This is a genomic window from Brevundimonas abyssalis TAR-001 (genome assembly GCF_000466985.1).
GTDB lineage: Bacteria > Pseudomonadota > Alphaproteobacteria > Caulobacterales > Caulobacteraceae > Brevundimonas > Brevundimonas abyssalis.
Genome location: NZ_BATC01000004.1, coordinates 11,555 through 24,538 on the forward strand (window position 1 = coordinate 11,555; position 12,984 = coordinate 24,538).

The following is a 12,984-nucleotide window of genomic DNA, read 5'->3' on the forward strand; positions in this document are numbered from 1 at the left end:
AAGGGAAAGAGGGTTTCCGGGTCAGTGCTCGCCGTGGTCATGGCCGTGGACCTGGCCGATGGCCTCGTCCGGGGCCAGGGTGTCGCCGTCCTCGCCCTCGAACCAGAACGGGCGGCGTGGCTGGCCGCCCACCTCGTCCATGTTGTCGTCGAAGATGCGGCCGTTGATCACCGTGTAGCGGATCGAGGTGGAGTTCCGCAGGTTCTCCAGCGGGTTCTGCGACAGCACCACCAGATCGGCCAGCTTGCCGGGCTCGAGAGACCCGATGTCGCGATCCATGCCTAGGGCGCGGGCGCCCTGGATGGTGCCGGCCTGCAGCGCCTGGTGCGGGCTCATGCCGCCCTGCTCCAGCATCCACATCTCCCAGTGGGCGCCCAGCCCCTCGCGCTGACCGTGCGGCCCCAGCAGGACCGGCACCCCCAGCTCGGCCAGGCGTGCGGCCTCCCGGGCGACCGAGATGTGGTTCAGCTCGTTGTCCGGCACATGCACGGGGCGGCGCGAGCGGGCGTCCACGATGCGGCGGGGCACGAAGCGCAGCAGGCGTTCGTTCCGCCAGACCTCGCTTTCCTGGTACCAGTAATTCTCACCCCAGTTGCCGCCGTAGGCCACCGTCAGGGTCGGATTGTAGGCCACGCCCGTCTGGCTCCAGAGCTGGTGCACATCGGCGTACAGATTGGCCAGCGGGATGGCGTGCTCGATGGTGGTGTGACCGTCCACGATCATGGTCATGTTGTGCTGGAACAGCGAGCCGCCCTCGGGCACCACCATCATGTCCAGTTCGCGCGCGGCCTGGATGATCTGCTGACGCTGGTCCCGACGGGGCTGGTTGTAGCTCTTGACGCTGAAGGCGCCCGCCGCCTGCATCCGGCGCAGGGTCGACCGGGCGTCGTCCAGATCCTCCACCACCGCCGTGAAGGGCGTGGCGGCGCCGTACAGGATCGTGCCGGTGGAGAAGATGCGCGGCCCCAGCACCCTGCCCGCCCGCGCCAGTTCGCTGTGGGCGAAGATCTCGCTGGTGTCGTTGGACGGGTCGTGGATGGTCGTGACCCCGAAGGCCAGGGACGCGTAGTTCACCCAGCTCTGCTGCGGGATGATCTCGTTGGACCCCATGGAGCCGTGCCAGTGACCGTCGATGATGCCGGGGATGATGGTGGCGCCGGAGGCGTCCACCGTCCGCGCGCCGGCCGGGACCGTGACCGATCCGGCCGGGCCGACCGCCGCGATGCGGTTGCCGTCGATGACGATGGTCCCGTTCTCGATCACCTCGTCGCCGTTCATGGTGATCAGCCGGGCGCCGGTCAGGGCCAGCACGCCGTCGGGCGCCGCCGTCGGATGGCTGAAGCCCAGATTGATCCCGCGCTCGGGCGCCTCGGGCAGTGTCTCGGGCGCGCCCTCGACGAAGGCGAAGGCCTCGTTCAGATCGCGTGAGAACAGCTCCGGCCCCAGCGACCATTGCAGGCGGCTGGAATCGCCGGACCAGTGCAGCCACTCGCCCGCGTCGCGGGTGACCCGGGTCTGGGGCAGGGCCCCGCCCCCGGCGCTGAGCGACACGCCCCGGCCCGTGCCGATGAAGGGGGCCACATAGGCGTTGAAGCGCTCGGTCCAGGCGATCCAGTTCTGGTCCGGCGAGATGAAGAACTCGGACGCATACTGGCTGGTCAGGTGGGTGCGCTCGTCCGAGCCGTCCAGGTCGATGGAGCGGAACTCCCGCACCCCTTCGGCGCCCGAGGCCGTGAAGAACAACCGGTCGCTGTCGGCGCCGAACTGGGGCTGCGAGCCCGAACCGACCACCAGGGTCGGCTCTCCGCCGCCCGCGGGCATGGCGTAGACGCCGGTGTCGCGGCTGTAGAGACCCGAGCGCAGCCCGCCCCCCGACACGGTCCGGTAGACGATGGTCCGGCCGTCGGGCGAGAAGGTCGGCTCCACATAGTGCCCCGGCCCCTGGCTGACCACGCGGCCGTTCCCGCCCGAGGCGGGAACCACGCGGATGGTCCCGAGCTCGTCGTCGCTCCAGGTGGTGTAGACGATGGAGCGGCTGTCGCGGGACCAGGACGGATACAGCTCGAAATGGTCGTCCTGACGGGTCAGGCGGCGCGCCTGTCCGGTCGGCAGGTCGCGAATCCACAGATGGCCCAGGGCCTCGAACACCGCGCGGCGGCCGTCGGGCGAGGTCTCGGCCCAGCGGACCATGCGCACGTCGAACTGCTCGGGCGCCACCTCAACCGGGCGGCGCAGGGCGTCCTGCACCCGGCGGGTGTCGGTGACACGGAACGGGATGTCCGCGACCTCGCGGCTGTCGATGTCGATGCGACGGATGTGGCCGCCCGCCCAGAAGACGATGGACTGGCTGTCCGGGGTCCAGCTGATGCCCGGATAGACCCCGTGGATGGCCCAGGTTTCCTGAAGATCGCGGTCCAGCCCGTCATGGATCGGGATTTCGCGGCCGGACTCGATGTCCATCAGATACAGGGTCGACTGGTACCGGACCCGCCGGATGAAGGCGAGCCAGCGGCCGTCGGGCGACGGGGTCGGCCGGATCGCGCCGCCGGGCCCGGTCACATAGGGCTCCACCTCGCCGGTCTCCCGGTCCAGGCGCTGGATCACATAGATCTGACCGTTGGGGTCCTTGCTGTATTCGAAGGTGCCGCCCGGCGTGGCGTCGTCGCTGAAATACAGATAGCGGCCGTCCGGCGAGAACACGGGCTCGCCCGAGTCCTTCTGCTGGGTGCGGCGCTCGGTCAGCTGCACCCCGGAGCCGCTGCCCGAGCGGTGATAGAGCCACATCTCGCCGGCCCCCAGCGAACGGCCGGAGGTGAAGTGCTTGCGCGCCACGATGAACTGGCCGTCCGGAGTCCAGTCCGGCTGGCTCAGCAGGCGGAAGGTCTCACGGGTGATCTGGGTGGTCTCGCCGCCGGCCCGGTCGATGGTCCAGATGTTGTCCCCGCCGCCCCGGTCCGAGGTGAAGGCGATGGAGCGCCCGTCGGCGACCAGCGGGGGTGCATGTCCCAGGCGACGCCCGAGGTGAGATTGGTGGCCGGGCCGCCGCCGATGGGCATGACATACAGGTCGCCCAGCATGTCGAAGACGATCTCGGTTCCGTCGGGGCTGACATCCACGGACATCCAGGTGCCCTGGGTGACATCGATGGGGATGTCGCGCGCCGGGCCCATGGGGTTGTTCACATCCCAGCCTCGTCCGTCTCACCCGCGCCGGGAGGCGGCTCGGTGGGGCCTGATCCCACGGCTTCCTGTTGCGCCAGCTCCTGCTCGAGGGGCCGCGGCTCCTGCTCCTGCTGTTCGGGGCTGTCCGCGTCGGACTGGTCGGCAGGTACCGGCTGGGGCGTCGGGGCCGGCTGGGGTTCCTGGGCCCACGAGGGGCAGCTGATGGCCAGGACGGCGACGCTCGCCAACAGGATGCGCTTCATGGGGAATATCCAACGGGCAGCTTCGCGGCACGCGCGCCGCGGCCGAATGTCTAGACGACCTTCGCGCGGCTTGGCGAGCCTTTGAGAGATTTTGGCGTCCCGGGCGGCTCGCGCTAAGGCTTGATCATGACCGATCCCTCGCAGCCGCCCGACCCCGTCGATCTGCGCCGCGCGTCCGACGACGGCGACGCCGAAGCGGCCCACCGCCTCGCTGTGCTGGCGGCGGTGGGATTCCGCATGCCGCCGGACTGGACCCTGGCGCTGGGGCAGCTGGCCCGCGCTGCGGCCCTGGGATCCGGAACGGCCCGCGATCAGCTCGCCGTGCTGGCGCCGGACGCCGGGCCTGTCGCGGCCGGACGGGACGATGCGGCCGCCTGGGATCAGGCCGCGCGGGCCGTCGATCTGGCGTCATGGCTGGCGCCGCCGCGCCCCATGATGATCTCGCCGGGTCCGCACGTGCTGTCCATTCCCGGGTTCCTGCCCCCGGCGGCCTGCGACTGGATCATCCAGAGGGCGTCGGAACGGGTCGGGCCCGCCGAGGTCTATGACCCGGCCACGGGGCTGGGGCGGCGCGAGGGCGCGCGAACCAACAGCGCCTGCGCCTTCGACCTGTGGTCTCTGGATCTGGTCATGGTTCTGCTGCGCGAGCGGGTGATCCGGGTGACCGGTCTGCCGGCCCATGGCCTGGAGCCGTTGCAGGTGCTGCGCTACGACACCGGCGAAACCTTCGACTGGCACGTGGACTATCTGACGCCCGACCAGCCGGGTCTGGCCGAGGACATGGCCCGAAAGGGTCAGCGCATCGCGACCCTGCTGGTCTATCTCAATGAGGACTATGAAGGCGGTGAAACGGCCTTCGAGAGCACGGGGCTGAGGCACAGGGGCGCGCGGGGCGACGCCCTGATGTGGGCCAACACCCTGCCGGACGGCCGTGTCGACACGCGCACCCGCCATGCGGGCCTGCCGCCCGTGAAAGGGGTCAAATGGGTGGCGTCCCAGTGGTGCCGGAGCGGGCCGCCGCGGCGCTGAGGCCTCAGCCTCAGATCGGCATGCGCATGATTTCCTGATAGGCGCTGATGACCTGATCGCGGACGGCCATGACGGTCTCCAGGGAGGCCTCGGCCGAGGTCACGGCGGTGACCACGTCGATCAGTTCGGCGCGGCCCTGGATGGCGGCCGACATCTGGGTCTCGGCCGCGCGCGACTGCTGCACCGTGTCGCCGATCACCGACTGCAGGATGTTCGAGAATTCCGAGCCGCCCGCCGGGGCGACGTTTCCGCCGGCCGCCGAGGGAGCCGCCGCGCCCTGGGTGGCCGCATAGGCCCGCGCCGCCATCATGGGGTTCATGGCTTAAGCCTCCTAGCGCTTCAGCAGGTCGAGGATGCGGGTGTCCATGGCCCGCGCCGTCTCGATGACGTTGAGGTTGGCCTCATAGGCCCGCTGGGCCTCGCGCATGTCCATGGCCTCCACCAGGGTGTCGACGTTGGGCCGCATCACATAGCCCTCTTCGTTGGCGGCCGGGTGCGACGGGTCGTACTCCATGCGGAACTCACCCATGTCGCGCCGCACCGCGGCCAGCTGGACGCCGGTGCCGCCGTCGAGCGCCTGGGTCTGGAACACCGGCATCTGGCGGCGATAGGGCTCGCCCCCCGCCACCAGGGCCGTGGACTGGGCGTTGGCGATGTTCTCTGCAATGACGCGCATGCGCGATTGCTGGGCGCGCAGCGCCGAGGCCGCGATGTTCATGGTCGGGTTCCGGGGGGGGACGGGATCAGGCATTGCTCACTCCTTTAGCCCGCGCCGGGCTTGCGTGCGGCCATGCGCAGCATGTTCAGGGACTTCTGGTAGAAGCCGATGGCGGCGTCGTGGGCCATGCGGCTCTCGGCCATGCGCAGCATCTGCTCCTCGACCACCACCGAATTGCCGTCCAGCGTGGTTTCGGAATCGGGGGAGGTCATGGAGGCGTAGTTGATCCCGCGCTGGGGCTCCATGGCTATGTGGGCCGTGCTGGTGCGCATCATGCCCACCCCCTGCGTCTGACGCATCATGGCGTGGGCGAAGTCGTCTGGCGCACGCAGGTCCCGGGCGGCGAATCCCGGCGTATCGGAATTGGCCACGTTCTGGGCGATGACCCGCTGACGCTCCTCCAGCCAGCCGAGTCGGCCGCGGATGGCGTCGAACAGGGGGATGTTGTCCAGGCGCATGAGATTCCCGCCACAATGGCTACTGGGCGGAAAATGCCGGGTGCATGGTTAACAGGCCGTTTCCTCAATGGGTCGTTAACCACGATCCTTAATGCTGAGGCGCGAATCCGGCGTGTGGCCGGCGGGGCGGTTGAATGGGTTTTCTTGATTTCGCGCGGGCGATTCTGGGCCTGGCCATCACGCTGGGCCTGATCGGTCTGGCGGCCTATGCCCTGCGCCGCTATGCGCCTGGCCTGATGGTGCGCTTCCAGGGCGTGCGGGGCGAGCGCCGCATGCAGGTGGTCGAGACCCTCGTTCTCGATCCCGCCCGCCGCCTGATTCTGGTCCGTGTGGACGATGAGGAGCGGCTGATCCTGCTGGGCGAGGGCAAGGAGCTGATCGAGCCTCGCGGCAAGGATGGCGGGGCGTGACCCGGCCGGCCGTGCTCGCCCTGCCCACCCGCGCCGAACTGAAGCGCGCCCTGCGCCTGTCGCTGATCGTCACCCTGGTCAGCCTGAGCCTGGGCCTGATCCTGCCCGTGGCGGCCATCGCCCAGGAGGCCGCCCAGTCCGGGTCGGCCATCAGCATCGATCTGGGCACGGGGGCGGGCCTGACCGAGCGGGTGGTCCAGCTGGTGGGCCTGATCACCGTGCTGTCGCTGGCGCCGTCCATCGTCATCATGACCACCAGCTTCATCCGCATTGTGGTGGTTCTGTCGCTGCTCAGGACCGCCCTGGGCATGCAGCAGTCGCCGCCCAATGCGGTGCTGGTGTCCCTGGCCCTGTTCCTGTCGGCCATCGTCATGGCGCCGACCTGGCAGGCGGCCTACGATTCCGGCATCCGGCCCCTGATGGACCAGCAGATGGAGCTGCCCCAGGCGTTCGACGCGGCGGCCGAGCCGGTCAAGGGCTTCATGCTGGATCAGGTGGGGCCGCGCGATCTGGAGCTGTTCACCCGCATGTCGCGCATCGATCCGCCGGAAAGCGCCCAGGATCTGCCCCTGCGGGTGGTCACGCCGGCCTTCATGATCTCGGAGCTGAAGCGCGCCTTCGAGATCGGCTTCTTGCTGTTCGTGCCGTTCCTGGTCATCGATCTGGTGGTGGCCAGCGTGCTGATGTCCATGGGCATGATGATGCTGCCGCCGGTGATCATCAGCCTGCCGTTCAAGCTGATCTTCTTCGTGCTGGTGGACGGCTGGCGGCTGGTGGCCGGATCGCTGGTGGAGAGCTTCCAGCGCGCGGCGGGCAGTTAGCCGCCTGACGCCGCGCCGGACACGGCGTTGGCCGCGCCGATGAACACATTGGTCGCGGTCTCGCCGAACAGGGTCACCGCCCCGATGATGACCAGGAAGATCAGGGCGCAGATCAGGCCGTATTCAATGGCCGTGGCTCCACGCTCGTCCGAGGCCAGCCGACGCACAAACCGTTTCATGCCGCCCCTCCGCGGTTCAGATCACAGAAGGTCGCGCAGATAGGCGACCAGCGGTGCGTCGGCGGGGGGCATGGGATAGTCCGACATGCGGTTCGGCCTGACCCACGCCAGGGCGGCGTGCTCATGGCGTGTCACCGCACCCTCCCAGCGTCTGCACAGATACAGTGGCATCAACAGGTGAAAGGATTCGTAAGCGTGGCTGGCGAACACGAACGGGGCCAGGCAAGCCTCCTTCGTCTCGACGCCCAGCTCTTCGCGCAGTTCGCGGATCAGGGCCGCTTCGGGCCGCTCGCCAGGCTCCACCTTGCCGCCGGGAAACTCCCATAGCCCCGCCATCTGCTTGCCCTCGGGCCGCTGGGCGATCAGCACCCGGCCGTCGGCATCGATCAGGGCGGCGGCGACGACGAGGAGGGTGGGTAGAGGGGTGCTCACGAGCGGTAATCGCCGTTGATCTCGATGTAGCCCTTGGTCAGGTCGCAGGTCCAGACGGTGGCCGCGGCCCGACCCGAACCCACGTCGACCGTGATCTCCAGCTCGGGCTTCTTCATGTAGGCGCTCATCTTCGCCTCGTCGTAGTCGGACGCCGGCGCCCCGTCCCGCGCGGCCCAGTGCGGCCCGAAGCGGATCGACAGGCGGTCGCGGTCCACCGGCTCGTCGGTCTTGCCCACGGCCATGACCACCCGGCCCCAGTTGGCGTCCTGGCCCGCGATGGCGGTCTTGACCAGCGGGCTGTCGGCGATGGAGCGGGCCAGCTTGCGCGCCGAGCCGGGCGAGCGGGCGTTCTCCACCGTCACCTTGACGAATTTGGTCGCGCCCTCGCCGTCGCGCACCAGCTGGTGGGCCAGGTCCAGCATCACCGCGTCCAGCGCCTTCGAGAAGTCCGCCAGCCGCCGGTCGCCCACCCGCCCGATGCGCGGCGCGCCCGAGGCGCCGGTAGCGAACAGCAGGCAGGTGTCGTTGGTGGAGGTGTCCCCGTCCACGGTCACGCTGTTGAAGGTGGTGCGCACATGCAGGTTCAGCAGGGCGCGCAGCACATTGGGGTGGATGTCCGCATCGGTGACGATGAAGGCCAGCATGGTGGCCATGTCCGGGGCGATCATGCCCGAGCCCTTGGCGATGCCGGCGATGCGCACCGTCACGCCCTCGATCTTCGCCTCGGCGAACGCACCCTTGGGGAAGGTGTCGGTGGTCATGATGGCCTGGCCGGCGGCGGCCCAGCCGTCGGCCGTCAGCCCCGCCTCGATGTCGGCCATGCGCGCGGCGATCTTGCGGTCGTCCAGCACCACCCCGATCACCCCGGTGGAGGCCAGCATCACGTCGCGCTGGCGGCAGTCGAAGCGCTTGGCGGCCGCCGAGGCCGTGCGCCGCGCCGCGTCGGCCCCCGCCTTGCCGGTGAAGGCGTTGGCGCAACCGGCGTTGATCACCAGGGCGCGCACATCCTGGCCCCCGTTGTCGGATTCCAGATGCCGGCGGCACCAGTCCACCGGCGCGGAGCCCACCTGATGCCGGGTGAACACGCCCGCGCAGCTGGTTCCCTCGGCGAAGCGGAACACCGTCAGGTCGTGGCGGTCATGCTTGTAGAAGCCCGCCCGTGCGGTGGCGATCTCCACCCCCGCGATGGGCGGGATGGCGGGGAAGGGCACGGCCAGCGGCGACACAGCCAGCCCGGGCTTGCCTGTCTTTGCGGGCGTCGCGGGCGTCGCCCTGGCGGGCGTCACCCGTTTCAGGGCCGAAGCGAACGGATCCAGCGCCTTTTCGATGGAGGTGGAGACGCCCTTGCGGGGCGAAGGGGTCTTGCTCACGCGGCGTCCTCGGTCTGGGGCGTCTGGGCCTCTGCAGCGGCCGGCGGGGCGGAGTCCGGCTCCTCCGGGGCGCCCGGCACGGCCAGGGGGTCCCCGGTCAGCATCACCTCGACCTCGGCGCGGCCGCGCAGCTGCTCCAGCAGGCGGCGCACCTCCTCATAGGTCAGATAGCGCACGATCTGGGGCCGGGCCTGCTCCAGCGTCGGGGGCGTCTCGCGCCGGCGGTCCTCGACCCGCAGCACGGCCCAGCCGCCCTCGGCCTCGAACGGCCCCACCGTGTCGCCCGCCGCGGCGTCGCGCAGGGCGGCCGCATAGACGGCGGGCATCACGTCCAGGGTGGCGTAGCCAAGGTCGCCGCCCGAGAAGCGGGTCGCCTCGTCGGTGGAGCGCTGCATGGCCAGCTGCTCGAAATTGGCCCCGGCGGCCAGCATGCCGCGCACCGCGTCTGCGTCCTCACGCGTGGCCGACATGATCAGGCGCAGCCGGATCTCCTCGGAGTTCCGGGCCAGGCGCAGCTGCTCCTGGTACAGGGTCTGAACCGCCTCGTCGGAAATGGCCCGGTTGACCGTGGTCTCCACCAGCATGTCGCCCAGGATGCGCTCGCGCGTCGCCTCCAGCCGCCGCTGGGCCAGCGGACTGTCCGCCAGACCGCGCCGGTCCGCCTCGCGCGCCAGCAGCTTCTGGTCGATCACCTCGTCCAGCACCCGGCGGAACAGGTCCGAGGTCACGTCCAGCGGCTCGCCCTCGCCGATCAGGCCCTGGGCCACCGCCTCGCGCTTGACGTCCGACGCCCAGATGGCGGCCCCCTCGACCCGGGCCACGGCCCGGTCGCCCGGCTCGGGCGGGGTTTCGTCCCCGGCGCCGCGGCCGCAGGCCGCAAGCGTCAGGACCAGCATCAGGACAGTGAAAGGACGAAGGGTCTGACCCATGAGGCGCTCCTCGAATCCGGGTCTGCGGGACCCTTGCCGGGACCGTGCCGCAAAAGCCCTCGCGTTGACAGGGGATAGGCCGGTGCTTAAGTCTCGCCCGCGCCCAAGTCGAGGGGTTTTCGATGGATCGCGCGGCCTCGAATTCCCTTGCGGGCGTGGCCGCCGGGGTCCTTCGCACCTCCGGCCCCCGGCGTCGTCCGCCGACCCTCCCTGGGCCCTCACCTAGCAGAACGAGCGCCCGCTCGACCGCCTGACCGGATTTTTCATGCTCGGCTTCGCCAAAAAGTTTCTCGGCTCCTCCAACGACCGCCAGGTCAAGTCCTTCATGGCCCAGGTCCAGCGCATCAATGCGCTGGAGTCCAAGATGGAGGCGCTCAGCGACGACGAACTGCGCATGATGACGCAGATGTTCCGCGACCGGGTCGCCGGGGGCGAGAGCCTGGACAAGATCCTCAACGAAGCCTTCGCCGTGGTGCGAGAGGCCTCGAAGCGGGTGCTGGGCCAGCGCCAGTTCGACGTGCAGCTGGCCGGCGGCATGATCCTGCACAAGGGCGGCATCGCCGAGATGCGCACCGGCGAGGGCAAGACCCTGGTGGCCGTGGCGCCCGTCTATCTGAACGCCCTCAGCGGCAAGGGCGTGCACGTCATCACCGTGAACGACTATCTGGCCCGCCGCGACGCCGAATGGATGGGCCGGGTCTACCGCTTCCTGGGCATGGAGGTCGGCGTCATCGTCAACGGCCTGTCCCAGGGCCAGCGTCAGGCGTCCTACGCCGCGGACATCACCTACGGCACCAACAACGAGTTCGGCTTCGACTATCTGCGCGACAACCTGGTCTATGACCGGCGCGAGATGGTCCAGCGCAGCCACCACTTCGCCATCGTGGACGAAGTGGACTCCATCCTCATCGACGAAGCGCGCACGCCCCTGATCATCTCAGGCCCCACGGACGACCGGTCGGAGCTGTATCTGATCATCGACGGCATCGTGAAGGAGATGATCCAGGACGAGACCACCTTCGATCACGACGAGAAGCAGCGTCAGGCCCTGCTGTCCGAGATCGGCTCGGAACGGGTCGAGGACATGCTGCGCGAGCGCGGTCTGCTGGTCGAAGGCACCGTCGACCTCTACGAAGCCGCCAACGTCTCCCTGGTGCACCATGTGAACCAGGCCCTGCGCGCCAACACCCTGTACCATCGGGACAAGGACTACATCGTCAAGGGCGGGGAGATCCTGCTGATCGACGAGTTCAACGGCCGCATCATGCAGGGCCGCCGCCTGTCCGAAGGCCTGCACCAGGCCATCGAGGCCAAGGAGGGCGTGAAGATCATGCCCGAGAACCAGACCCTGGCCTCGGTCACGATCCAGAACTATTTCCGCCTCTACGAAAAGCTGTCAGGCATGACCGGCACCGCCGCCACCGAGGCGTCGGAATTCCACGACATCTACAAGATGGACGTGCTGGAGGTGCCGACCCACCGGCCGATCCTGCGCATCGACCACGACGACGAGGTCTACCGGACCGCCGCCGAGAAATACCTGGCCGTCGCCCAGACCATCGCCGACCGTCACGCGGCGGGCCAGCCGATCCTGGTGGGCACCGTCTCCATCGAGAAGTCCGAAAAACTGTCCGAGCTGCTGCAGACCCACGCCTGGGAAGCCGAGGTCTGGCGGCTCAAGCCCGAGGCGCTGGAAAAGGCCAGTCAGCTGGCGGGCGGGCGGCGCATCAAGCCGATCTGGACGCGCACCGAACTGGAGACCGATCCCACCGGCGTCAAGCTGCTGGACAAGCTGGGCGTGGACGCCTTCACCGTCGAGAAGAAGAGCGGCAAGGGCGTGCCGCACAATGTGCTGAACGCGCGCCACCACGAACAGGAAGCCTTCATCGTTGCCGACGCGGGCCTGCCCGGTGCGGTGACCATCGCCACCAACATGGCCGGCCGCGGCACCGACATCCAGCTGGGCGGCAACCTGGAGATGCGCATGTCGCGCTGGACCCAGGAACAGCGCGCCATGGGCAATGAGATCACGCCCGAACTGGAGGCCGCCGAGTCCGCCCGCCTCCAGGCCGATATCGAACAGCACAAGCAGGCGGCCCTGGAGGCCGGCGGCCTGTTCGTTCTGGGCACCGAGCGCCACGAAAGCCGCCGCATCGACAACCAGCTGCGCGGCCGGACCGGCCGTCAGGGTGACCCCGGCACGTCGAAATTCTACCTGTCCACGGACGACGACCTGCTGCGCATCTTCGCCGGCGACCGCCTGGCCTCGATCATGGAGACCTTCAAGGTCGCCGAGGGCGAGGCCATCAGCCACTCGTGGCTGAACCGCGCGGTGGAGACCGCCCAGAAGCGGGTCGAGCAGCGCAACTACGAAATCCGCAAGAACCTGCTGAAGTACGACGACGTCGTGAACGACCAGCGCAAGGCGGTGTTCGAGCAGCGTCAGGAATTCCTCGACACCGAGGACCTGTCCGAGCTGGTGGGCGAGTTCCGCAAGGACACGGTGTCGGACATCGTGGAACAGCACATGCCGCCCAAGGCCTATGCCGAGCAGTGGGACATCGACGGGCTCGAGGAGGATGTGGTCAAGACCCTGGGCCTGGACGTCCCGGTGCGCGAATGGGCCGCCGAGGAAGGCGTGTCCAACGAGGAGATCGAGGAGCGGCTGCAGGCCGCCGCCGAGGCCCGTGCGGTGGAGCGCGAGGCCCAGATCGGCGCCGGCCAGATGCGCGGCCTGGAGCGCCAGTTCCTGCTGCAGATGATCGACATGCAGTGGCGCGAGCACCTGGTCCATCTGGACCACCTGCGCGGCGTCATCGGCCTGCGCGGCTACGGCCAGCGCGATCCTCTGAACGAGTACAAGACCGAGGCCTTCTCGCTGTTCGAGACGCTGCTGACCAATCTGCGCCACAACGTCACCCGGTGGGTCATGACGGTGGAGTTCCGCTTCGAGGCGCCGCCCCCGCCCGCCGGCGACTTCCAGGAGATTCACCTCAATCCGCTGACCGGCGAGAACGAGATGAAGAACCCGGCGGCCCAGAACCCTGAAGGCGCCCTGTCGGGCGACGACCGCGCCCGCCTGCCGGTGGACGCCCTGCCCCCGGGCTGGGAGCGCACCAGCCGCAACGCCGACTGCCCCTGCGGCTCCGGCCGCAAGTTCAAGCACTGCCACGGCGCGCTGGTCTAGACAGCGGGGCCCTCTCCCCTTGAGGGA

The 12,984-nt window shown here is 69.2% G+C and carries 14 protein-coding genes; 4 read left to right on the plus strand and 10 right to left on the minus strand.

Annotated features, from left to right (window positions below):
- Nucleotides 1-21: 21 nt before the first annotated feature.
- From MBEBAB_RS01780 to MBEBAB_RS16695, 3 genes are read right to left on the minus strand one after another with little or no spacing between them, the layout of a single operon-like run.
- Entirely contained in the window at nucleotides 22-2,832 is a 2,811-nt protein-coding gene (locus MBEBAB_RS01780; RefSeq protein WP_242397021.1) for an amidohydrolase family protein, read from the minus strand.
- A 35-nt stretch (nucleotides 2,833-2,867) separates the two neighbouring features.
- The gene (locus tag MBEBAB_RS17050) at nucleotides 2,868-3,182 is read right to left on the minus strand and encodes a hypothetical protein (RefSeq protein ID WP_242397022.1); all 315 of its coding nucleotides are present in this window, start codon (nucleotides 3,180-3,182) and stop codon (nucleotides 2,868-2,870) included.
- Nucleotides 3,179-3,424 carry a hypothetical protein gene (locus MBEBAB_RS16695; RefSeq protein WP_021696209.1) on the minus strand — a complete coding sequence of 82 codons (246 nt, stop codon included), beginning with the start codon at nucleotides 3,422-3,424 and terminating at the stop codon, nucleotides 3,179-3,181. The genes MBEBAB_RS17050 and MBEBAB_RS16695 overlap by 4 nt, the downstream gene beginning before the upstream one ends.
- A 126-nt stretch (nucleotides 3,425-3,550) precedes the next feature.
- Here MBEBAB_RS16695 and MBEBAB_RS01790 point away from each other — a divergent pair, with 126 nt between their 5' ends.
- Complete coding sequence (locus MBEBAB_RS01790) at nucleotides 3,551-4,453, plus strand: prolyl hydroxylase family protein (protein ID WP_148291401.1); 903 nt, start codon at nucleotides 3,551-3,553, stop codon at nucleotides 4,451-4,453.
- Nucleotides 4,454-4,463: 10 nt separating this feature from the next.
- Here MBEBAB_RS01790 and fliE read toward each other — a convergent pair whose 3' ends face one another.
- The 3 genes from fliE to flgB are packed head-to-tail and all read right to left on the minus strand — an operon-like array spanning nucleotide 4,464 to nucleotide 5,629.
- Entirely contained in the window at nucleotides 4,464-4,772 is a 309-nt protein-coding gene (fliE, locus tag MBEBAB_RS01795; protein ID WP_021696211.1) for a flagellar hook-basal body complex protein FliE, read from the minus strand.
- A gap of 12 nt (nucleotides 4,773-4,784) precedes the next feature.
- Complete coding sequence (gene flgC / locus MBEBAB_RS01800) at nucleotides 4,785-5,204, minus strand: flagellar basal body rod protein FlgC (protein WP_370541061.1); 420 nt, start codon at nucleotides 5,202-5,204, stop codon at nucleotides 4,785-4,787.
- An 11-nt stretch (nucleotides 5,205-5,215) separates the two neighbouring features.
- The gene (gene flgB / locus MBEBAB_RS01805) at nucleotides 5,216-5,629 is read right to left on the minus strand and encodes a flagellar basal body rod protein FlgB (protein WP_021696213.1); all 414 of its coding nucleotides are present in this window, start codon (nucleotides 5,627-5,629) and stop codon (nucleotides 5,216-5,218) included.
- Nucleotides 5,630-5,763: 134 nt separating this feature from the next.
- Between flgB and MBEBAB_RS01810 the strand changes: the two genes are divergently transcribed.
- Complete coding sequence (locus MBEBAB_RS01810) at nucleotides 5,764-6,039, plus strand: flagellar biosynthetic protein FliO (protein WP_021696214.1); 276 nt, start codon at nucleotides 5,764-5,766, stop codon at nucleotides 6,037-6,039.
- Between the two features lie 38 nt (nucleotides 6,040-6,077).
- Nucleotides 6,078-6,860: a flagellar type III secretion system pore protein FliP gene (fliP, locus tag MBEBAB_RS01815; RefSeq protein WP_370541063.1), complete on the plus strand. Its 783-nt coding sequence runs from the start codon at nucleotides 6,078-6,080 to the stop codon at nucleotides 6,858-6,860.
- Here the strand turns inward: fliP and MBEBAB_RS01820 are convergent.
- Genes MBEBAB_RS01820 through MBEBAB_RS01835 form a run of 4 tightly spaced genes read right to left on the minus strand, consistent with a single transcriptional unit; the run spans nucleotide 6,857 to nucleotide 9,770 of the window.
- The gene (locus tag MBEBAB_RS01820; RefSeq protein ID WP_021696216.1) at nucleotides 6,857-7,039 is read right to left on the minus strand and encodes a Flp family type IVb pilin; all 183 of its coding nucleotides are present in this window, start codon (nucleotides 7,037-7,039) and stop codon (nucleotides 6,857-6,859) included. The two genes, fliP and MBEBAB_RS01820, sit on opposite strands and share 4 nt — an antisense overlap.
- A gap of 21 nt (nucleotides 7,040-7,060) precedes the next feature.
- Nucleotides 7,061-7,471, minus strand: coding sequence for a (deoxy)nucleoside triphosphate pyrophosphohydrolase (locus MBEBAB_RS01825; RefSeq protein WP_021696217.1), 411 nt, complete (start codon nucleotides 7,469-7,471; stop codon nucleotides 7,061-7,063).
- On the minus strand, nucleotides 7,468-8,841 hold the full coding sequence (gene argJ / locus MBEBAB_RS01830) for a bifunctional glutamate N-acetyltransferase/amino-acid acetyltransferase ArgJ (RefSeq protein WP_021696218.1): 1,374 nt from the start codon (nucleotides 8,839-8,841) through the stop codon (nucleotides 7,468-7,470). The genes MBEBAB_RS01825 and argJ overlap by 4 nt, the downstream gene beginning before the upstream one ends.
- Entirely contained in the window at nucleotides 8,838-9,770 is a 933-nt protein-coding gene (locus MBEBAB_RS01835; RefSeq protein ID WP_021696219.1) for a peptidylprolyl isomerase, read from the minus strand. The genes argJ and MBEBAB_RS01835 overlap by 4 nt, the downstream gene beginning before the upstream one ends.
- Before the next feature lie 265 nt (nucleotides 9,771-10,035).
- Here MBEBAB_RS01835 and secA point away from each other — a divergent pair, with 265 nt between their 5' ends.
- Nucleotides 10,036-12,957 carry a preprotein translocase subunit SecA gene (secA, locus tag MBEBAB_RS01840; protein WP_021696220.1) on the plus strand — a complete coding sequence of 974 codons (2,922 nt, stop codon included), beginning with the start codon at nucleotides 10,036-10,038 and terminating at the stop codon, nucleotides 12,955-12,957.
- Nucleotides 12,958-12,984 lie beyond the last annotated feature (27 nt).

Excerpts from the sequence above, each read along its gene's own strand:
- MBEBAB_RS01820 (WP_021696216.1), bottom strand. The coding sequence starts at position 7,039 with ATGAAACGGTTTGTGCGTCGGCTGGCCTCGGACGAGCGTGGAGCCACG.
- MBEBAB_RS01810 (WP_021696214.1), top strand. The coding sequence starts at position 5,764 with ATGGGTTTTCTTGATTTCGCGCGGGCGATTCTGGGCCTGGCCATCACG.
- fliE (WP_021696211.1), bottom strand. The coding sequence starts at position 4,772 with ATGAACCCCATGATGGCGGCGCGGGCCTATGCGGCCACCCAGGGCGCG.
- secA (WP_021696220.1), top strand. The coding sequence starts at position 10,036 with ATGCTCGGCTTCGCCAAAAAGTTTCTCGGCTCCTCCAACGACCGCCAG.
- flgC (WP_370541061.1), bottom strand. The coding sequence starts at position 5,204 with ATGCCTGATCCCGTCCCCCCCCGGAACCCGACCATGAACATCGCGGCC.
- MBEBAB_RS01835 (WP_021696219.1), bottom strand. The coding sequence starts at position 9,770 with ATGGGTCAGACCCTTCGTCCTTTCACTGTCCTGATGCTGGTCCTGACG.
- flgB (WP_021696213.1), bottom strand. The coding sequence starts at position 5,629 with ATGCGCCTGGACAACATCCCCCTGTTCGACGCCATCCGCGGCCGACTC.
- MBEBAB_RS16695 (WP_021696209.1), bottom strand. The coding sequence starts at position 3,424 with ATGAAGCGCATCCTGTTGGCGAGCGTCGCCGTCCTGGCCATCAGCTGC.
- MBEBAB_RS01790 (WP_148291401.1), top strand. The coding sequence starts at position 3,551 with ATGACCGATCCCTCGCAGCCGCCCGACCCCGTCGATCTGCGCCGCGCG.